This window comes from Flavobacterium sp., from assembly GCF_043722275.1.
Taxonomy (GTDB): Bacteria; Bacteroidota; Bacteroidia; order Flavobacteriales; family Flavobacteriaceae; genus Flavobacterium.
Map to the genome: position 1 here is coordinate 18,092 of NZ_JAYSPC010000106.1, position 19,850 is coordinate 37,941.

General features: G+C 33.0%; 21 protein-coding genes and 1 other RNA gene. 7 read left to right on the plus strand and 15 right to left on the minus strand.

Translation table 11 applies throughout. The features are described 5' to 3' along the window. Positions 1 to 4: 4 nt before the first annotated feature. Entirely contained in the window at positions 5 to 694 is a 690-nt protein-coding gene (locus ACHZDT_RS13460; RefSeq protein ID WP_394775145.1) for a response regulator transcription factor, read from the plus strand. A gap of 34 nt (positions 695 to 728) precedes the next feature. Here the strand turns inward: ACHZDT_RS13460 and ACHZDT_RS13465 are convergent, their stop codons facing one another. Then, positions 729 to 1,274, minus strand: a complete 546-nt coding sequence (locus ACHZDT_RS13465; protein WP_394775146.1) for a hypothetical protein — start codon at positions 1,272 to 1,274, stop codon at positions 729 to 731. A gap of 229 nt (positions 1,275 to 1,503) precedes the next feature. On the opposite strand from ACHZDT_RS13465, the gene ACHZDT_RS13470 reads away from it, so the two are divergent. Beyond that, the gene (locus ACHZDT_RS13470; RefSeq protein WP_394775147.1) at positions 1,504 to 1,698 is read left to right on the plus strand and encodes a hypothetical protein; all 195 of its coding nucleotides are present in this window, start codon (positions 1,504 to 1,506) and stop codon (positions 1,696 to 1,698) included. A 5-nt stretch (positions 1,699 to 1,703) separates the two neighbouring features. Here the strand turns inward: ACHZDT_RS13470 and ACHZDT_RS13475 are convergent, their stop codons facing one another. From ACHZDT_RS13475 to rnpB, 3 genes are all read right to left on the minus strand, one after another. After that, a complete protein-coding gene (locus ACHZDT_RS13475; RefSeq protein ID WP_394775148.1) occupies positions 1,704 to 2,621 on the minus strand; it encodes a ketopantoate reductase family protein in 918 nt (305 codons plus the stop codon). A 212-nt stretch (positions 2,622 to 2,833) separates the two neighbouring features. Then, positions 2,834 to 4,084 (minus strand): cation:dicarboxylate symporter family transporter, encoded by a 1,251-nt coding sequence (locus ACHZDT_RS13480; protein WP_394775149.1) that lies wholly within the window; start codon positions 4,082 to 4,084, stop codon positions 2,834 to 2,836. Positions 4,085 to 4,114: 30 nt separating this feature from the next. Beyond that, positions 4,115 to 4,429: RNase P RNA component class A (gene rnpB / locus ACHZDT_RS13485), an RNA gene on the minus strand. 124 nt (positions 4,430 to 4,553) lie between these two features. Between rnpB and ACHZDT_RS13490 the strand changes: the two genes are divergently transcribed. Further along, positions 4,554 to 4,847 carry a hypothetical protein gene (locus ACHZDT_RS13490; RefSeq protein ID WP_213298310.1) on the plus strand — a complete coding sequence of 98 codons (294 nt, stop codon included), beginning with the start codon at positions 4,554 to 4,556 and terminating at the stop codon, positions 4,845 to 4,847. 419 nt (positions 4,848 to 5,266) lie between these two features. Here ACHZDT_RS13490 and ACHZDT_RS13495 read toward each other — a convergent pair whose 3' ends face one another. From ACHZDT_RS13495 to ACHZDT_RS13515, 5 genes are all read right to left on the minus strand, one after another. Then, complete coding sequence (locus ACHZDT_RS13495; protein WP_394775150.1) at positions 5,267 to 5,638, minus strand: LysM peptidoglycan-binding domain-containing protein; 372 nt, start codon at positions 5,636 to 5,638, stop codon at positions 5,267 to 5,269. A gap of 9 nt (positions 5,639 to 5,647) precedes the next feature. Then, positions 5,648 to 6,124 carry a BON domain-containing protein gene (locus tag ACHZDT_RS13500; protein ID WP_394775151.1) on the minus strand — a complete coding sequence of 159 codons (477 nt, stop codon included), beginning with the start codon at positions 6,122 to 6,124 and terminating at the stop codon, positions 5,648 to 5,650. Positions 6,125 to 6,256: 132 nt separating this feature from the next. Then, a complete protein-coding gene (locus tag ACHZDT_RS13505; protein ID WP_394775152.1) occupies positions 6,257 to 6,742 on the minus strand; it encodes a cupin domain-containing protein in 486 nt (161 codons plus the stop codon). Between the two features lie 32 nt (positions 6,743 to 6,774). Further along, complete coding sequence (locus tag ACHZDT_RS13510; RefSeq protein ID WP_394775153.1) at positions 6,775 to 7,260, minus strand: hypothetical protein; 486 nt, start codon at positions 7,258 to 7,260, stop codon at positions 6,775 to 6,777. A 261-nt stretch (positions 7,261 to 7,521) separates the two neighbouring features. Next, entirely contained in the window at positions 7,522 to 8,097 is a 576-nt protein-coding gene (locus tag ACHZDT_RS13515) for a hypothetical protein (RefSeq protein ID WP_394775154.1), read from the minus strand. Positions 8,098 to 8,525: 428 nt separating this feature from the next. On the opposite strand from ACHZDT_RS13515, the gene dnaX reads away from it, so the two are divergent. Further along, positions 8,526 to 9,611 (plus strand): DNA polymerase III subunit gamma/tau, encoded by a 1,086-nt coding sequence (gene dnaX / locus ACHZDT_RS13520; protein WP_394775155.1) that lies wholly within the window; start codon positions 8,526 to 8,528, stop codon positions 9,609 to 9,611. 275 nt (positions 9,612 to 9,886) lie between these two features. Next, entirely contained in the window at positions 9,887 to 10,303 is a 417-nt protein-coding gene (locus tag ACHZDT_RS13525; protein ID WP_394775156.1) for a DNA polymerase III subunit gamma/tau, read from the plus strand. A gap of 167 nt (positions 10,304 to 10,470) precedes the next feature. Here the strand turns inward: ACHZDT_RS13525 and ACHZDT_RS13530 are convergent, their stop codons facing one another. The 6 genes from ACHZDT_RS13530 to ACHZDT_RS13555 all read right to left on the minus strand — a co-directional run bounded on the left by ACHZDT_RS13530 (position 10,471) and on the right by ACHZDT_RS13555 (position 16,179). After that, positions 10,471 to 11,049, minus strand: a complete 579-nt coding sequence (locus tag ACHZDT_RS13530) for an NAD(P)H-dependent oxidoreductase (protein ID WP_394775157.1) — start codon at positions 11,047 to 11,049, stop codon at positions 10,471 to 10,473. Positions 11,050 to 11,105: 56 nt separating this feature from the next. Then, complete coding sequence (locus ACHZDT_RS13535; protein ID WP_394775158.1) at positions 11,106 to 11,666, minus strand: Crp/Fnr family transcriptional regulator; 561 nt, start codon at positions 11,664 to 11,666, stop codon at positions 11,106 to 11,108. A 291-nt stretch (positions 11,667 to 11,957) separates the two neighbouring features. Further along, positions 11,958 to 12,539 carry a TMEM175 family protein gene (locus tag ACHZDT_RS13540; RefSeq protein ID WP_394775159.1) on the minus strand — a complete coding sequence of 194 codons (582 nt, stop codon included), beginning with the start codon at positions 12,537 to 12,539 and terminating at the stop codon, positions 11,958 to 11,960. 149 nt (positions 12,540 to 12,688) lie between these two features. Next, positions 12,689 to 13,579 (minus strand): Ppx/GppA phosphatase family protein, encoded by an 891-nt coding sequence (locus ACHZDT_RS13545; RefSeq protein WP_394775160.1) that lies wholly within the window; start codon positions 13,577 to 13,579, stop codon positions 12,689 to 12,691. Positions 13,580 to 13,606: 27 nt separating this feature from the next. After that, positions 13,607 to 15,688 (minus strand): polyphosphate kinase 1, encoded by a 2,082-nt coding sequence (ppk1, locus tag ACHZDT_RS13550; protein ID WP_394775161.1) that lies wholly within the window; start codon positions 15,686 to 15,688, stop codon positions 13,607 to 13,609. Between the two features lie 5 nt (positions 15,689 to 15,693). After that, positions 15,694 to 16,179 carry a SixA phosphatase family protein gene (locus ACHZDT_RS13555; RefSeq protein WP_394775162.1) on the minus strand — a complete coding sequence of 162 codons (486 nt, stop codon included), beginning with the start codon at positions 16,177 to 16,179 and terminating at the stop codon, positions 15,694 to 15,696. Positions 16,180 to 16,675: 496 nt separating this feature from the next. Here ACHZDT_RS13555 and ACHZDT_RS13560 point away from each other — a divergent pair, with 496 nt between their 5' ends. Both ACHZDT_RS13560 and ACHZDT_RS13565 read left to right on the plus strand, forming a co-directional pair. Then, complete coding sequence (locus ACHZDT_RS13560) at positions 16,676 to 17,221, plus strand: hypothetical protein (RefSeq protein ID WP_394775163.1); 546 nt, start codon at positions 16,676 to 16,678, stop codon at positions 17,219 to 17,221. A gap of 37 nt (positions 17,222 to 17,258) precedes the next feature. Next, positions 17,259 to 19,850 (plus strand): VWA domain-containing protein (locus ACHZDT_RS13565; protein WP_394775164.1); only part of this gene is annotated, 2,592 nt, incomplete at its 3' end.

A 19,850-nucleotide genomic window follows, 5' to 3' on the forward strand; every position in this document is an offset into this window, starting at 1 on the left:
TATTTTGAAAAAATTACTTTTAGCGGAAGACGATTTTGATTTTGCCGCAATTTTAAAACAATATTTAGAACTGCATGAATTTGAAGTGATCTGGGCAGAAAATGGCGAAATAGCTTTAGACTATTTTAAAAACCAGGTTTTTGATATTTGTGTTTTTGACGTGATGATGCCAATATTGGACGGATTTTCATTGGCCGAAAAAATAATTACAATCAATCCTGAGATTCCATTTGTTTTTTTAACTGCAAGAAAGTTACAAGAAGACAAGATTACTGGATTAAAATTAGGTGCAGATGACTATATCATAAAACCTTTTGAAGTCGACGAACTGGTTCTGCGTTTGCAGAATATTCTAAAAAGAATCGAACAAAAGAGAAGTTTAAACGGAAATAATATAATCGAAATAGGTGCTTATATTTTTGATAATGAAAGATTAACCCTAAATAATAAAAATCATGTCCAGCAGCTCACAGAAATGGAAGCTTCACTAATTGAATATTTATATTTAAACCATAACCAATTATTAAAGAGAGATCAAATTTTAATGTCCGTCTGGAAAAAAGATGATTATTTCTCAGGACGAAGTATGGATGTTTTTATCAGCAGGCTTAGAAAATATTTTAATTCAGATCCAAAAATAAAGATTGAAAGTGTACGTAATATTGGACTAGAATTTAAAATAGAAAAACCTTGACGAATCAAAGATTTTTCTATTTATTATTGAAGAATTACTTTCCGATAACCCAACCTAAAGTAAAGGCGCTGATAAGTACAAACTCAGTATCATATTTATCAAAATTTACTCCGGGACCTAAATGGACTTCAAGATTAAATCTTCCGTATGTGCGCTGAAATCCCCAAAGTGCTGCGATAGTACACGAAGAACCGTAATCTCCATATTTTTCATTAGTATTTACTGATGAAAAATTATAATAAGCAGATGCGGCTACAAAGTTTCCTGAATTACGAGCAGTCTTTTTTCCTTTAGTTGCTCTTTTTTCTAAATTATAATAATGACGAAACTGTTCATTTATTACAGGAAAAATGATCCAGGTTGTTTCATCATAATAGTTGCTGTGGCGATATCCGACACCTAAATTCAATTCAGAATATAAGGTGTTTTTTGTATCAAAACCGTGTTCATAAACAAATCCGGGCGATAATAAATTAATTTTAAATTGATTTTTAACCACAGATGCAGGCTCTTCATCTTGCGCATGAATAGTATTAATTAAAAGAAGAGATAAAAGTAAGAAAAGGTATTTTTTATTCATATTTGGTTTTTAAATTGATGGGGCAAAAATAAGATTAAAAAAATACAAACAAATTATAAATAAAAATATATCGTTACGACAAAATGATTCCATAAATTCAGATTTAATCAAAGGCTTTTTAATGTTTAATTTTTTTTACTGTGAATGATATAAGTTTTTTACACCAATTGTATAACGTTTTCATTTTATGAACATTATACATTTGTAATGAACATTAAAACCAAACATCATGAACCTAAAAAGATTTTTCGGAGGATTATTAACTATCCTCGGAATTGTTGGTTTGATTTACACTGCTGTTATATTTGCGGGTACATCAGGCGAAACACGAGATATTAAATCATTAATTATTTACGGTATACTTGGAGTCGTATTTTTTATGTCCGGAATCAGTTTAGTGCGCGCTACAAAAGACGAAGCATAAACTTTTCAGGACAATAATACACCAGATATTTTTTCGTACAGAGGAGTTTTTACGCCATATTTTTCACCTTCATTCACAACGAATTTTGTAAGCGAAGATGCTTCTATTTTATTCCCTGCCAAATAATCTCTGTGCATAGATGAAGTCGCTTCTTTAGGCGATTTTTCTAGTTTTAGGATGGTTTGATTTACGATATCTTCGGATAAATTCAAACCTTTTGCCTTCGCAACCAATTCAATTTCATTTAGCAATTCCACATAAACCGCTTTAGATTCCGGATTGCTTAAAATCTGTCCAATATTCTGATTCAAATAAGAAGTTGCAGATGCCAATGCTGATATAAAAATGAATTTTTCCCAAACGGTTTCTTCAATATTTTCGGCAATATAACTTTCGATTTTTGCATTTTGAAAAATACTTTGCAATTCATTTAGTTTTGAAACCGAAGCCGTTTTTGAACCAAAAAACAACTTTTCATAAAAACCAATTTTACGAATTGTTCCCGGCGAAAAAATCATCGAAATTATATAAACACAACCTTGCAAAACTTCATTTTCAGGAAATAATTTCTGAATACGTTCCGGCGCATCAACGCCATTATATAATGGGAGAATTATAGTTTTTGAAGTAATACATCGCTGTAACGAAAGCAAACTTTCCTCGATATCATAGGTTTTTGTAGCGCAAATTAAATAATCTAATTCGCCAATTTCATCCGGATTATTCGAAACTAATTTTGGATAAGCAAAAATCTCAGAATCATCAGTTATAATTTTTAATCCGCTTTCAGCGATTGCTTTTTTGGTTTCACCACGTGCGATAAAGATAATTTCAACATCATAAGACTTATAATAGGCTTTCGCCAAAAGTCCGCCAAAATAACCACCAACTCCTCCAAGTCCTAAAATTCCAATTTTTTTCATAGTTAGTCAATAAATGCCACAAAGGCGTTAAGTCACAAAGATACAAATCAAAAAACTACATAATTATTGCCTAAAAAAACAAAAACTTAGTGTCTTTGAGTCTTTGTGCAAATTCATTCAAAACAATAAAAAAAAAATCAGTATAAATCCGCGCTTTCGCTTTAGCGAATCAGTGTCATCCGCGTGCCATTTTCCACACAGCTAGCAAACCATTATTCCCCTGTAACAGCTTCTAAATTCAATTCAATAAAATCGTTTTCACTTTTAGAGATTATAATTGTCGCCACCGTATTTCCTATCAAATTTGTAATTGCCCGCGCTTCGCTCATAAATTTATCAACTCCTAATAAAAAAGCCAAACCTTCAACCGGAATTTTATGCAATGCCGTCAAAGTCGAAGCCAGAACAATAAATCCGCTTCCGGTCACGCCAGCTGCGCCTTTTGAAGTAACCATTAAAATTGCGATAACGCTTAATATTTCGAAAAAACTCAAATGAACATCATACAATTGCGCGAGAAATATAACCGACATAGACAAATAAATCGAGGTTCCGTCGAGATTAAAGGAATAACCCGTAGGAATCACCAATCCCACAACCGATTTACTGCAACCCATTTGTTCCAGTTTTACCATAATACTGGGCAAAGCGGCTTCAGATGATGATGTTCCCAAAACCAATAAAAGTTCTTCTTTTATATATTTTAAAATCGAAAGGATACTAATTTTATAATACCTCAAAATACTTCCTAAAACCAAAAATACAAATAAAGCCATTGTCAAATAAACACACAACATCAATTTCCCAAGCGGAATCAAAGTTGCCAAACCAAATTTACCAATCGTGAATGCCATTCCGCCAAAAGCACCTATTGGAGCAAGATACATTACGTATTTCAAACCTGTAAAAACTACTTTCGAAACACGTTCTAAAACCAGAATTGTCTGTTCACGTTTTTTATAAAAGTTCAATGCAATTCCGCAAACAATTGCCGCCAATAAAACCTGTAATGTAAAGTTCGAAAAGAAAAATTGCAACCACGAAAAATGTTCGGCAGTTCCGTTTGTATATTGACTTGCATCGCCAAGAGTCAATCCTGATCTGTCAATTTTTCCGGGTTTAAAAAAATAAGCAACCGAAACTCCAATCGCCAAAGCTATAGTCGAAACTACTTCAAAATATCCAAGCGCTTTTATTCCAATTCGACCTACTTTTTTCAGGTTTCCCATGCCGGAAATTCCCAAAACAATTGTCAAAAAAATAATTGGACCAATAAAAAGCTTGATAATATCGATGAATCTTTTCCCTAATATTTCCATTTTCACGCCATTTTCAGGAGAGAAATGTCCAAGGAAAATCCCGGCGATAATAGCAATTAATACCCAAAAAGTAAGATTGGTAATAATCGTATGAAAAATACTTTTTTTAGGTTTATTCGAAGATTTTGGAGCGGTTATATTCATGAAAATAGATTAGGTATTTCACAAATATATAAAAAATGCAGACCTATAAGCCGGATTCTGTCCCTGATAAATCAGAGCCTTATCATTTATCTAGATTCCGCATTACTACGGAACTCAAGCTACCTACCCTTCAACAACGGACGAGAAGCCTTAAATGCTGATATACTTGGTATTTCACCGCATAGAGTTTACCTGGTTTCACTACAGCATTACCTGTACATACTTTCTGTTGCACTTGTCCTTGCGCTATTTCTAACGCCGACGGGTGTTACCCGCTATGCTTCTCTCTGGTGTCCGGACTTTCCTCCCCCCAACGAATTGAGCGACGATAAGGCGGTCTGCGCGGCAAAAGTAGCGATTTATACACTAATAATAATGATTTTAAATTTTAGATTTTCGCTTAAAATACGCAACGATTTAATTTTAAATTAGTTATCTTTAAAATCCATAATTTTAAAATTCAATTATCATGACAAGAATGTATCACTACGCAACTGTTTCAAAAGCTTTAGATCAACTTCATGAAAAAGGATTTACATGTGATTTTAATCTGAACTCAGATCTGATTAAAAAAAATCCTGAAAAATTTGAAATTGTTCATGTGTATCGATACGAAGGGGAATCAGACCCTGGCGATGAGGCAGTTGTATACGGAATTAAATCAACATCAGGCAAAAAAGGCGTGTATGTAGCAGGCTTTTCCGCCGACTCAGATCAGGAAACTGCAATGCTTTTAAATGATTTGACCATTAAAGGAAGATAAATAACAAGTCGCTGAGTTTGAAGAAATCTTTAAACTCAGCGACAAAAATAATTTTTACGCATTTAAACCTGTTATTTTCAAACTTTCAATTATAATTATGTTGATTTTCAGGAGCTATTTCCTGCTATCCGCTATATCTTTTATTTTTATAAAGAAAAAAAATAAAAGGATATCGCTCCTATCAGGGCTAAGATTTTAGGATTTATAAAAAGTTTTTATTTATATCCTAAGTCTTTACGGTACAACTTTACAATTTACTTTTTAAATCCATTCCTGCATGAAGAATCCTGACGATTTCAATTTCAGTATTAGAAATAATCTGATAAAAAGAATATGTTTATTTGCTTTATATCCGAGTAAATAATCCATAAAAAAAGTCCATCATAAAATGACAGACTTTCAATAACAGCTAATAAAAATTATACTGTTGGTATTTTTATTTTCCAACCTGGTTGAATCAGGTCAGGATTTTTAATAATATCTCTGTTGGCTTCAAAAATTGATTCCCATGAAACTCCATGTGCTTTTCCTATTTTTGATAAAGAATCACCACTTGCAATAGTATATTCAGTTGTTGCGACTTCGGTAACTTCAATATTCATTACTACATCACCCGCTCTAAAGTCAGGATCAATTTTTCCGTAAGCGTCCCAAATTTTTTGTTTATCATCTGCTGATTTTGCTGTACCATCAATATATAAAACATTATCCTGCTCTCTTATCTGCAAATTAGCGATTCCTAAATTAGTAGCCAGATCCGTTAACTCTTTGTATTTATCTTTTAAACTCATGATATATCCTTATTTAATAGTTAACTTGTTATCGACTTTTTTAGGTTTTAATTCCTGTATGCTTTTTATCAGGTTTGGCAATTGGCTTTTTTTAATTTCTCCCGAAAGCGTTACAACACCGCCTACAACCGTTACACTTACACCTTTATAAGTATCTACTACTTTGTGTACCGCTTTATCTAATTCAGTATCCGGGCTAATAATAACCGCAGCTGCCGCAGTTTCTTCCGGCGCTACAATCTGACAGTTGTTCACTACAGATTTTACTCCTTTAATTTCTTTAATAGAACTTTCAACATTTTGCTTTAATGCATCATCTTTGCAAATTCCTGAAATTGTTGCAACACCGTCCTGAACTGAAACTTGTACTTCGGGCGTACTGCTTAATTTTGCACTGATTTCCTTTTGAATATCTGCATCTTTTGGTCCACAAGCTACTAACGAAATCGCAAGACCCATTCCTAATAAAACTGATTTAATCTTCATAATTGATATTTTTAATTAATTACTAATAAAGTTAAACGAATTAAAACAACAAATATTACATAATAATCCTACAATTTTATATTTTTTTTATTTGAAATTGAAATAACTATTATGTTGATCAATATTAATTATCTAATCAAGGTAATTCTCAGGAAAAATAGTCTGACCGTATTTTTTAAAAAGAGTATTTATTTTTTCTTTCTTATTCGATTCATTTTCTAAAGAAGCTGTTTCCATATATTCTGCCATTTCTTCAAACAAATCATCTAATCCTGCCGGAGTTACGGTGCATAATAATTTAGCCGTTTCATTACTCCGGTTTTTAAAACCATGAACAATTCCGCCTTTTGGGATATTGATAAACGAATTTTTCTTAGCAACATAACTTCCCAACTCAGATTTAAAAGAAACTTCCCCTTCCAAAACATAAAAAGTCTCCGCAAAATCAGCATGCGAATGTGGATTTGGTCCCGCTCCCGGAGGAACCGACATTTCGATTACAGCATACTCTCCATCAGTTTGTTTTCCCGAAATTATGATTCTGTAATTTCCTCCTGCAATATTTAGTTTTTGACCTTCGGTTTCGTTAACGGTTATGATTGGGTTTGGAGTTTTCATATTAAATTATATTCTTAATTGTAATTAAATCTTTATACGATTTTTGTTGGTTCTAAAATAAATAATAATGCTTCCAAGTCTGTGATTGGCATTTTTACAACAGATTCTAATTGAGAACTTTCAGAATAAATAACGAAGACACCTTCATTATCTTCTTCATATCCAGCCGATTTAAAAGAATATTTTGGAGAGGTGATTCCCATTTCTTTTTTATCCTCTTTAAACCAGCCATAATTTGCTTCGTAACTAACTTTATTATCTAATATTTCAATATTTTCTTCGCCGTATGTATTCCATAATGCAACTCGAAGAAGATAAAATCCCATGAGTCCAAATATTCCTATACCAATGAAATAGCCAATTTGCATTCCGCCACCAGTTAAAACACCTACAATAGTTTCTAGTACAGGAAAAATAAAGAAAGCAAAAGCGAAAAAGAACATTACAATTCTAACTGCCAATGGTGATTTTTTGACTTTAAGATTTAGAATATTATTTTTGAAATTAAATTGTTGCATGGATCTTATTTTGGAATTTTATTTAGATTATGTTTTCTAACGCAACATTCGCATCAGGCGGAACTAAAAATTGAAATTAAATATATTCAGAAAATAAAGAATAATTAATCCAAAGAAAAGAACAAAAATTCCAAGAACTATCATTCCGGTTATCACTAGTTTTTTCATTACAATTAATTATAAGTGATTAATTCTATTCATGTTGCGTCACATAATTTTGTGTTCACGAGCGAGAACACTAGCGCAAATTGGAGTAATGGACTATTTAGAAATTATATCAAAAATGGTCTTTTCCTTTAATAATTTACCTTGCAAAAATGGAATACCAACAGGAAAACACCATGCTCCGGCAAAGTATAAAAAATTAGGAATTCGATCATTCTTAAGCAACAGCGTTAATTTTTTTGAAACAAAATAGCTAAGATAAATATAACTGGCAAATACTATCAAAGTATACAAACCTGCTATTATTCCTAAAATTGTCCAAATAGAATTATCTAATAAAACTTGTTTATGGGTGATATCAAGTTCGAGATTTAATGTAAACTGAACGATACAATAGGAAAAAAATATCCAATATGAAATTTTAAAATACAGCTTATCTAAAATTTCCTTTTCTTCAACATAATAAACAATAGCCCAAGTCCAAATTAAATAAATTAAAACGTCTATTGTAATGGAAATAGTAAATAATGGAAAGATAAATTCAAAATCTGTAAACAATAATATAATGGTGATTATTGCTGTGATTGTCATTGAAAGAAAAGGAACTAATAGTAATAATATCGCTAAAGTTGAAGGTTTTAATTTTAAAATTTTATAAAATATTTTTTCCATTTTAATAAGGTTAGTTTGTTTTGGTTGTTGCTAAAATAATTCTTTTTCATCATAAATTAAATTATATGTTGTTATCATAGTATTTTAAGCCAATTAAAAATCGCAAAGAATATTTTTTTTAAATTAAACTCCATGAGATTATTTCGTTCCAGGCAAAAACTTTTATTGTCGAAAATAATTGCGATCCTTCTCCCGAAGCGTCGGGACCGCTCAGGAAGACAAGTCTAAAAAGAAAAAAAATCCGTATGAATCCGCGTTTTCGCTTTAGCGAATCCGTTTTTATCAGCGTTCAATTTCCTCAAGCCTGTATTAAAATTCCTCCTTACTTTCTCATATTCAAAACACTCAAAAATCAGTTGAATATTTATGAATTTCAGATTTGTGATTTGGTAAATTTCAGCCTATATTTGCTATCGAATAAAAAGAATATGGAACAATTTGTAGTATCGGCTCGTAAGTATCGCCCACAAACCTTTAAGGATGTTGTAGGTCAGAAAGCCATTACCAACACTTTGCTGAATGCTATTGACAGCAATCACCTTGCTTCTGCCCTTTTATTTACAGGACCTCGTGGAGTTGGAAAAACGACTTGCGCACGTATTTTGGCCCGTAAAATAAATCAGCCGGGATATGATGATCCAAACGAAGATTTTGCTTTTAACGTTTTTGAGTTAGATGCTGCTTCAAACAACTCGGTTGATGATATTCGAAGTCTGATTGATCAGGTTCGAATCCCGCCACAAACGGGGCAATATAAAGTCTATATTATTGACGAGGTTCATATGTTGTCTTCGGCAGCTTTTAATGCTTTTTTGAAAACATTGGAAGAACCGCCAAAACATGCTATTTTTATTTTAGCAACAACAGAAAAACACAAAATTATTCCAACGATTTTATCTCGTTGTCAGATATTTGATTTTAAAAGAATTACCGTAAAAGATGCTAAAGAACATTTAGCAGAAGTTGCAACAAGTCAGGGAATCAATTTTGAAGATGATGCTTTGCACATTATTGCTCAAAAAGCAGATGGTGCAATGCGTGATGCTTTATCTATTTTTGACCGTGTAGTTTCGTATTGCGGAACTAACTTAACGCGTCAGGCTGTAACCGAAAACCTTAACGTTTTAGATTACGAAACCTACATTAGTATTACTGATTTACTTTTAGAAAATAAAATTCCGGATCTTTTATTGGCTTACAATGATATTTTGTCAAAAGGTTTTGACGGACATCATTTTATTGCCGGTCTGGCTTCGCATTTCAGAGATTTATTGGTAAGCAAAACTCCGGCGACAATTTCTTTACTTGAAGTAGGCGAACAAGCACAGCAAATGTATGGCGTACAAGCTCAAAAATGCTCTCAGGAATTTTTATTAAAAGGAATTGACACTGCAAATGACTGTGATTTAAAGTATAAATTAAGTCAGAATCAGCGTCTTTTAGTTGAATTATGCCTGATGCAATTGGCCTCTATCACTTTTGATGGAGAAAAAAAAAAGCTGAGCAATTCATAATTCCGCCTACTTATTATAGAAATAATGGACATTCAATTACTGAAATCCCAAATAATAAATCCCAAATTCCAAATACGGAAGTAGAAAAAATCAATGTCAAGCAAAATGACAATGAAAATTCTAATATTGAGAATAAAGCTTCAGAAGCTATTGTTACTGAAGCACCAATTAGTGAAACTCATAACTCAAAACCGGTAACTCAAAACTTACAACAGCCAAGCAGCGAACCTAAAATTTCTGCTTTTTCATTATCGAGTATTCGTAAGAAAAAAGAATTGGAAGCAAGCACTAAATCTTATGTAAAACCTACGTCGGTAATGCCAACGGAAGAATTTACTGAGACTGAAATGTTAGTAGAATGGAATAAATATGCGCAGCGTTTAGGTGACAAAGGTTTGAAAATCATGGAATCGTTATTACTTATTAACGATCCTACTTTAGACGGAACCAAGATTACGCTTGAATTACCAAATGAAGGTTCTAAATTAGACTTTGAAAGTCAGATTAATGGGCTTTTAGGACATTTAAAAGGTCATTTACACAATCACGACATCACAATTCATGTTAATGTAAATGAAGCAGTAGAAAGTAAAAGAAGTTTAAACGACCAGGACAGATACAATCGCTTATTAGAACTGAATCCAAACATTGAACTTTTGCGTAATACTTTTGGACTTGATTTACATACTTAAGATTTTACATTGACTTTTTTAGCCGCGAATTCACGAATTTTTCATGTGTAATGGCGCGAATATTATTGATTTTTTTCGCCACGAATTTCACGAATTTTCACTAATTTTTTATGTGGAATGTGTAAAAATTAATTCGTGTAAATTCGTGAAATTCGTGGCGAACATTTTTATTTATTTCTTACTCCAAAATCGTAAACTTTTTCAAGCCATTTTTTTCTTTGAGCATCTTCAGAACCTTTTATAATTCCGATGTAAGTAACTTTTACGGGTTTTATGCCGCAGAATTCTAAAGCTGATTTCTTTAATTGATTGACACTTGGTCTTCCATAAAAAAATCTGTAATACCAACCTGGCTGATCTAATGTTGTAATAATATGTGCCGTTTTTCCTTTTAGTAATTTATCCCACCAAACCGAATTTTCTCGGTATTGAAATGCCATTCCGGGTAAAAACAAACGATCTATAAATCCTTTTGTAATTGCGGGAAGTCCGCCCCACCAAACCGGATGAATCCAAACTAAATGATCTGCTTTTTTAATTTTCTCCCACGATTCTAATAAATCAGGTTCTAATTCGGTTCGTTTTTGATAACCAAATTGTAGATTCGGATTGAATTTTAGTGTAGCAATTGTAATCGTTTCAACTTCTGCTTCTGAAGCGATTGCGCCTTTTAGATAAGATTCGGCTATTGCAAAATTGAAACTTGACGCGTTTGGGTGTCCGTTTATAATAAGTATTTTTTTCATGTGTTTCCTTTTTACAAAAATAGTATTCCAATGAAAATTGTTACCGGACAAATGTCCTATAAAATCGCTTTTCTGATTCGGCTTAAATGTCTTGGCGTAACGCCTAAATACGATGCTAAATATTGTAACGGAATTAATTGAAGGTATTTTTTATGGTGTTTATAAAGTTCTTCATAACGTTGCGTTCCTGACAATTTCTGAAAAGAAATCATTCGTTTTTGAAGCGTTACATATTCCATTTCAGTTAGTTTACGCCCTATTTCCTGCCAATGGATACCTAATTTATAAAGCTTTTCTAAACTTTCACGTTTTATGACTTGCAACTCGGTATCTGATAATGCCTGAATGTTTTCTTCGGCAACATTTTGTGTTATAAAACTGGAAAATGATGCCATAAATTCGTTTTCGAAAGCAAAACAATTCGTGATTTCATCGCCCTGATGATTGAAAAAATACGATCGCAAAATTCCTTTTTTGATAAAGACAATTTCATTGCAAACCTGATTTTCTTTCAATAAAAGTTCGCCTTTTTTGAGTGTTTTAAAAGTGATTAAATCATCTAACTGATCTAATTCATTTTGAGGTAAAACGTGAATGGATTGAAAAACTGATTTCATTATAAGGAAAAAAAATATTTATTTAGGGTTGAAAACTATATTATTATATGTCGCTCTGCTGGAGCTTTGGCTGGGATCAAATCTTTCTATAAATATATCGCTCCGATTGAGCTTTGGTTGAGACCTGATCTTTCTATAAATATATCGCTCCGCTGGAGCTTTGGTTGGGATCTGATCTTTCTATAAATATGTCGCTCCGCTGGAGCTTTGCCAGGGATCTGATCTTCTTTTCTATAAATATATCGCTCCGATGGAGCTTTTTAATAATAGGAATTAAATCATTAAAAAGAATTAATTTTTAGATTCAAAAGCGCGTTCTATTCTTTTATCGGGAATTAACCATAATAATGCAACAATAAAGTAAGCTGCGCCGGCAATCCATTCGTTATAAAAGGAAGAAATTATTCCGATTACGTATAAAATTGAAGATACTTTTCCTTTTACATCTCGTCCAATTGCTTTTGCTAATATGGAGTTTTCGCCTTCGTTGTTAATTACAATTTTCTGTAAAATAAAATAAGCTACAGAAGATAAAAATAATACTCCGCCATATAATGTCATTGAGGCTTTTGCGAAATTGTGTTCTCCCATCCAACCTGTTGAAACGGGAATTAAGGATAACCAGAAAAGTAAATGTAAGTTGCTCCACAATACTTTTCCGTTGACTTTTGATAATCCGTGAAATAAATAGTGGTGATTGTTCCAGTAAATTCCAACATAAATAAAACTCAAAATATAACTTAGAAATTTAGGAATCAGCGGTTTTAAATCGGCAAACTCGTGTCCTTCCGGAACTTTTATTTCTAAAATCATAATGGTAATAATAATGGCTAATACACCATCGCTAAAGGCTTCGAGTCTTGTTTTGTTCATTTATTTTTTAAGTTTTTATCTTAGTAAAAAAAAGTTTGCCAAGAATTCCACGAATTTTCGCGAATTTTTTATACTGAATATGCAAATATTAATTTGTGAAAATTCGTGAAATTCGTGGCGAAAAATTCTTTCTTCTTATATCTATCTTACTAGATTTTACCGTAGTACATTGCTTTTACGATTCCGTCAGAAAGCCCGATTTTTGGGACGTAAATTTGGCGTGCTCCGCTCCATTTCATGGCATTCAGATAAATTCTCGTGGCATGGATAATAACATCGGCGCGATCAGAGTTTAATCCTAATTCTGCGATTCTTTGTTCGTAAGTCAATGAATTTAAAAACGCATATTGCGAATTAATATAAATGTATGAAAGTGGTTTTTCCTGTTGTTTTCCGGACATTTTAAACAACTTATTAATGTTTCCTCCAGAACCAATCAAGGTAACTTCCTCATAACCTGCGGTGTTGGTTTTAATCCATTTTTCGATTTCATCCCAAACAACATCGTGAACCATATTGTTTAATAAACGAACTGTTCCGGCTTTGAAAGATCTTGAATTAACCAGTTTTCCGTCAGAGAATAAAGTAAACTCTGTACTTCCACCGCCAACATCTACAAAAAGATAGGTTTCGTCTGTTTTTAAAAGATGATGTAAATCTGTTGAAGCAATAATTGCTGCTTCTTTTTTACCATCAATAATTTCGATTTTTATGTCGGCTTTTTTCTTGATTATAGCGACAACTTCTTTGGCATTATAGGCTTCACGCATTGCCGAAGTGGCAAACGCCATATAACGTTCTACTTTATGTACTTTCATTAAAAGATTGAATGCTTTCATGGCATCAACCATTCGATCTATATTTTCTTCTGAAATTTCTCCTACTGTAAAGGCATCTTGTCCCAAACGGATTGGCACACGAACAAGCGAACTTTTATTGAATTGCGGTTCTTTGCCATCTTGTTCTACAACATTGGATATCAGAAGCCTCATGGCATTTGAACCGATATCTATTGCTGCAAGTTTTTTTATATTAATCATGCTCACTTTATGATTTGAATTTTATTTTTAATTTATTTTTTGTGGAATCTGCTCTGACAACAAAACTTTATTTTGGTAATATTTATAGGTTTCCAGTTGAGCTCTAAATGGGGCATGATGATTTCGTGGTTTGTATTTGTTGTCTAATTTATAGGAATGATATCTCACTTTTACATTCCCTTTCCATGCAATACTAAAATTATCAATTAGTTCTTTCTTTATTTCAAGATCATAAATTGGACAGGTTACCTCAACTCTTCCGTCAAGATTTCTGGTCATAAAATCTGCTGATGATATGTAAACTTCGGTTAAACCGGCATTCCCAAAAATATAAACTCTTGTATGTTCAAGATAATTATCTACAATACTTATGGCTTCGATATTTTCGCTCATTCCGGGAATTCCAGGAATCAGGGAACAAATGCCTCTTACCTGAAGCTGGATTTTTACTCCTGCATTACTGGCTTCGTATAATTTATCGATCATTTTAAAATCAGATAAACTATTCATTTTTAATTTGATGTGTGTTTTTCTTCCTGCCAAAGCGTGCAGGATTTCACGATCAATTAATTTTATGAATTTTGTTCGGGTATAATGTGGCGATACTATTAAATGTTTGTATCTGTGTACTCTGTAATTGATATCAAAAAATTCGAATATTTTACAAATGTCTTTTAAAATTCCCTGATGACAGGTAAAAAGTGTGACATCTGTATAAATTTTCGCTGTTGATTCATTGAAATTTCCTGTTGAAATAAATCCGTATCGACGTGTTTTTTCATCTTCAACTCTTTCGATAACACAAATTTTGCTGTGCACTTTTAAGCCTTTTATTCCAAAGATTAAATTAATTCCTTCGGTTTGCATTTGCTCTGCGTACGAGATATTTGTTGCTTCATCAAAACGTGCCTGAAGTTCGATTTGTACGGTTACTTTTTTTCCGTTTTTCGCGGCATTAATCAGTGAACTAATGATTTGCGAATTTTTAGCCAAACGATATAAGGTAATTTTTATACTGGTTACTTTTGGATCTAAAGCAGCTTCACGCAAAAATTTTGTCAAATATGAAAATGACTGATATGGAGCGTGTAATAAATAATCTTTCTTGCTGATTTTTTCCAGAATGCTTCCTCCCAAACTTAATCCGGGAATTGGTAATGGCTCGTTTGGTTTGTAGAGTAAATCATATCTTCCTAAATTGGGGAAATTCATATAATCACGACGATTATGATATCTTCCGCCGGGAATAATACTGTCCATTTCTACGATTTTCATTTTATCAAGGAAGAATTGCAATGTATCTTCTTCGATTAAATTATCATATATAAAACGAACGGGTTCTCCTATTCTTCTGTCTTTTACTGATGTTGCGATTTTTTCGAGCATACTTTTACTCAAATCACTATCAATATCTAATTGTGCATCTCGTGTAATTTTGATCATATGTGCGGAAACACTTTTATAATCAAAAATATTAAATATGTTTTTTAGATTATATCTTATTACGTCATCAATTAAAATAACATAATGTTTATCGTCGTGCGATGGCAGGACAACAAACCTGTTTATTGTTTTAGGAATTTCGATTACGGCGTAACGAACTTCATCGTTTGTATTCATTTCTAAACGAACGGCGAGATATCCTAAAGTATCTTTCAGAATTGGAAATTCGGCAAGATCATTTAAGATAATCGTAACTAATTCCGGACTTAATCTTTGGGTAAAAAAATCTTTTAGAAAAATTTCCTGATCGGCTGTAATTTCATTTTCATTGATCATGAAGATGTTTTCAGCTTCAAGTTCTGCTTCGATATTGCCTAATATACGTAAACTTTCAGATTGCTGCTGAATCACGATTTCGGTAATATCCTTAATTAACTGATGTGCAGAAACTCCTCCCAGATATTTTTCACCGGAAATTCCCGAAAGGCTTAATCGTCTGATTGCGGCATAACGAACTCTAAAAAATTCATCTAAATTATTGGAAAAAATCCCAACAAAACGTAGTCTGTCTAAAAGCGGAACCGTATTATCTGCCGCTTCCTGAAGAACTCTGGCATTAAACGCTAACCAACTTTTTTCTCTATCGATATATTTCTGTTCGTACACTTTATTTATTTTAAATCTTTGGGGAAAATTGTTTTATGTGTTTTACCTTTATTAATGGTATTCCAGCTTTCTGCCTCAAATTGCAGGGACACAAAACCGGAAGTAGGAACATTTTCGATAAAAACATCCCCAAATTTATTAACAAAATTTGTAATAGCCTCGTTATGTCCAAAAAGAATAACGCTTTCGAAACTATTATCACATGATTTAATAACCTTTTCGAGCTGTTTGTCATCAAAAGTATAAAGATCATCTTTAAATATTATACTTTCTATAGGATACGAAATATTTTGAGCAAATATAAGTGCGGTTTCTGAGGCTCGTGCGGCAGTGCTGCTCCACATTATATAGGTCTTAGGAAGAAATTTTGAAATGATTGCTGATACATCATGAGCATCTAAAATTCCTCTTTTCATTAAAGGCCTGTCAAAATCTTTTAAAGGTGCTTCCCAACTGGATTTTGCATGGCGTATTAAAATTAAATTTTTCATAAGCTAAAGGTTTAGATACCTCTTAAGAGGTAACATTTTTTTATAGAACTTCTAATTTACAAAAGAAATGTGAAACCTTTCCACTTTTTTAATTCTGTTAACATTTATTCTAAATTTTAACAGGAACATTTCAATTTTTAAATTTAAAATTCACGAAAAACTGAAAATTAAATATCTGATAAAAAGTGTTCTTCATCTACAAAACCAAACACTTAGTCGATTTGTGCATATTTATAAAAAATTAACTAAATAACTGATTATTAATCGTTTAAAATATTTTAAAATTTGAATATTTAATCAAAAATGAAAGAAACTTCCTTTTTTTATTTGTTAGAAATCACAAAAATAATTGCTTTTTAATCTGTTATTTAACAAAAAAATGACGTTTCAACGAGTTTTTAGGTTAGTTACAGATAAAAAAAATCAAAAATAGTTGCTCTATATAACTTTGATTGTGTTAAAATTTTATAAATATCACAAACAAAAATCCTAAGTTATGAGAACTAAAACTACTCTTGAAAAAGCAGTGAAATTTGTTAATAATTGTAAGTTCATTTTTTCTTTCAGAAATATTTTTAAGAAAAAACTTTTTGCCTTATTCTTTTTAATTCCGATAATTTCATTTGCTCAGTCTGGTTCGTGCAATGGTATATTGATTGTTGAAAATAATGGAAATATCAGAAGCACTCCGCTTGACGGAACGTACTATTCGATGGTACTTACCAATAACAGCTCACTTACAGATACTTATATACTGGGCAAAAAGAATACTAATGCTTCCTGCGCTAACACTGACGGAAGTTCTACAGCAGGAAATATAACGGTAAATACAGATTTTATAGATTCTGAAAGGAATTCTCTTAGCGAAATTACTTTAAACGCGGGGCAATCTGTGAATTTCTACATCCATATTACAATCCCAAATGGCACTTCTATTCAAAAATGGTCGTGTGATGAGATTACTGCAACTTCAAAAAACTGTTCGAACTATTCTGTTACGACTGTTTTACATACTTATATCATTAATCCGGTTAATGATTAAAAATAAAAGATCAAGTATTCCCTTAAAATAATTTAAAATGGAAAAACTATTACTCTCTTTAAGCAATTATTTACGAGATATCAAAAAAATATACTTTACTGTATTATTTCTTCTGCCTTTATCTGGATTTGCACAATCAATCACAACTAACAAAACGGTAACTGCGAACGCAACAAATTGTGGTATTGTGAATGTAAAAGTTGATATTACGGGCGCGAATCCTATTACTCGTAACTCTGACGTAATTTTAGCAATTGATGTTTCCGGAAGTATGGGAAATACGATTTCGGGAGATTTTAAAACATCTATGGATTATGCTAAAGATGCTGCAAAAGCGTTTCTGACGCAGGCAAAAGCAAATCCTCAAAACCGAATTGCGATTGTTGCCTACAGTACAACTGCGTCTTTAAAAATAGGACTTACTTACTTAAATGCAGCGGGCGTCACTTTGATTACCAACCAAATTAATGCTTTACAGGCGACAAATTCCACCAATATTTATGCGGGAATTGTGAGATCTGAAACTGAATTAGAAACTAACGGACGTTTTGATTGCAGTACGGCAAGGGCAATTATTTTACTTACGGATGGCGTAACTAACGTAACTGGAACAAACGGAAATACGAATTGTAATGTAAGCAAAACATCCCAATGTGTTAATGATGCTATAAATGCTGCGACAAATGCAAAAACTACAACAAAATCAAGTATTGTTTATAATAATCAGGTTTTTTCGGTAGGTCTTTTTGGAGGTATCAGCGGCAATATTAATACTAATAATAGCGATCAGAATATTGCCAAATTCACTTTGGATGGTATTCAGGGAAGTCCGACTTCTATAACCCAAAGCGGCGCTAATTTAACGGCGATATACAACCAGATTGCTACTCAGATTTCATGGATTGCTCAAAATTTAATTACAAAAGAAACTGTTATTCCCGGTTTTACAATTGCTTCGATTACGACAAGTAAAGGAACTGCTTCATTATCAGGTCAGGTAATTACATGGAATACTGATTTTTTAAATTCGGAAACTATTACTTTAAACTACCAATTAACTCCTACGGGAACTGCTTGCGGAACTCAAACGGTTAGCACATCGACTTTAAATTATCAAAATTCCTCTTGTGCCAATGATTCAAAAGCAATCAGCAGTCCGAGTTATTTTGTTCCTTGCGCGCCAGTAATTACAGGAGTTTTAACCGCGTGCGGATCTACAACATTAACGGCGACTACAAATGCTGCTTCGCCAACTTATGTTTGGTATAAAGATGGAAATGTCATAAGCGGACAAACTGCCGCTACACTTTTGGTTACTGTTAGCGGTGCTTATAAGGTAAAAGTAAAAAATGGTGCTACAAATTGTGAATTAACCTCAGCAGAATCTACTGTTTCTATTAGTCCGGCGGCGGAACTTACAGCTCCTGCAAATGCAAATATTGCGGGATGCGGAACGTCGGCAATAACTGGGCTTCAATATAGTACAGCAAGTATCAATATAACTCTGGCTCAATTGACCACCGCAGGAGGAACATTGCCTAATAATGCTTTAATAGGAACGTATACAATTTCTTATTCTGATGTTGCTTCCGGAACATGCCCAACAATTGTTACCCGAACTTTTAAAGTTGCAACAAGTTGCGGAAATAGTACTTCGGTACAAACAATTACAATTATTGATACTACCGCGCCAATTTGGACAACATCTGCAACAGCTTTGAATACAGCTTTGCAATGCAGTGATTCGGCGGGATTGACAACTGCTCAAAATCAAGCTCCAATTGCAACTGATAATTGTGGAGGAACTGTAACGTACACAAAAACAAGCAGAAATTTTGTTGCTGGTTCTTGTGCAAATTCAGGAACTTATACCAATACATGGATTGCAAAAGATGTTTGTTTGAATACTTCAACCACTTTTACGCAGGTAATTACAATTCAGGATACTTCTGCGCCAACCTGGTCAACATCTTCAACGGCTTTAAATACAACTTTGCAATGCAGTGATTCGGCTGGATTGACAACTGCGCAAAATCAAGTTCCGGTTGCCACCGATAATTGCGGTGGAACTGTAACGTACATAAAAACTAACGGAAATTTTACAGCAGGATCTTGCGCCAATTCAGGAACTTATACGAATACCTGGGTTGCGAAAGATGTTTGTTTGAATACTTCAACCACTTTTACGCAGGTAATTACAATTCAGGATACTTCTGCTCCAACTTGGTCAACATCTGCAACAGCTTTGAATACAGCTTTGAATACAGCTTTGCAATGCAGTGATTCGGCGGGATTGACAATTGCTCAAAACCAAGCGCCGGTTGCTACCGATAATTGTGGAGGAACTGTAACGTACACAAAAACAATCGGGAATTTTACAGCAGGATCTTGTGCCAATTCAGGAACTTATACTAATACTTGGATTGCAAAAGATGTTTGTTTGAATACTTCAACAATATTTACCCAGGTAATTACGATTCAGGATACTTTTGCACCAACTTGGTCAACTCAAATTGCTTCTTTAAATAAAACTATTGAATGCAGCGACGCATCGGCTTTAACATCTGCGCAAGCGTTGTTTCCTGTGGCTTTAGATTTATGTGATAGCGATGTTTCGAATATTGTAAAA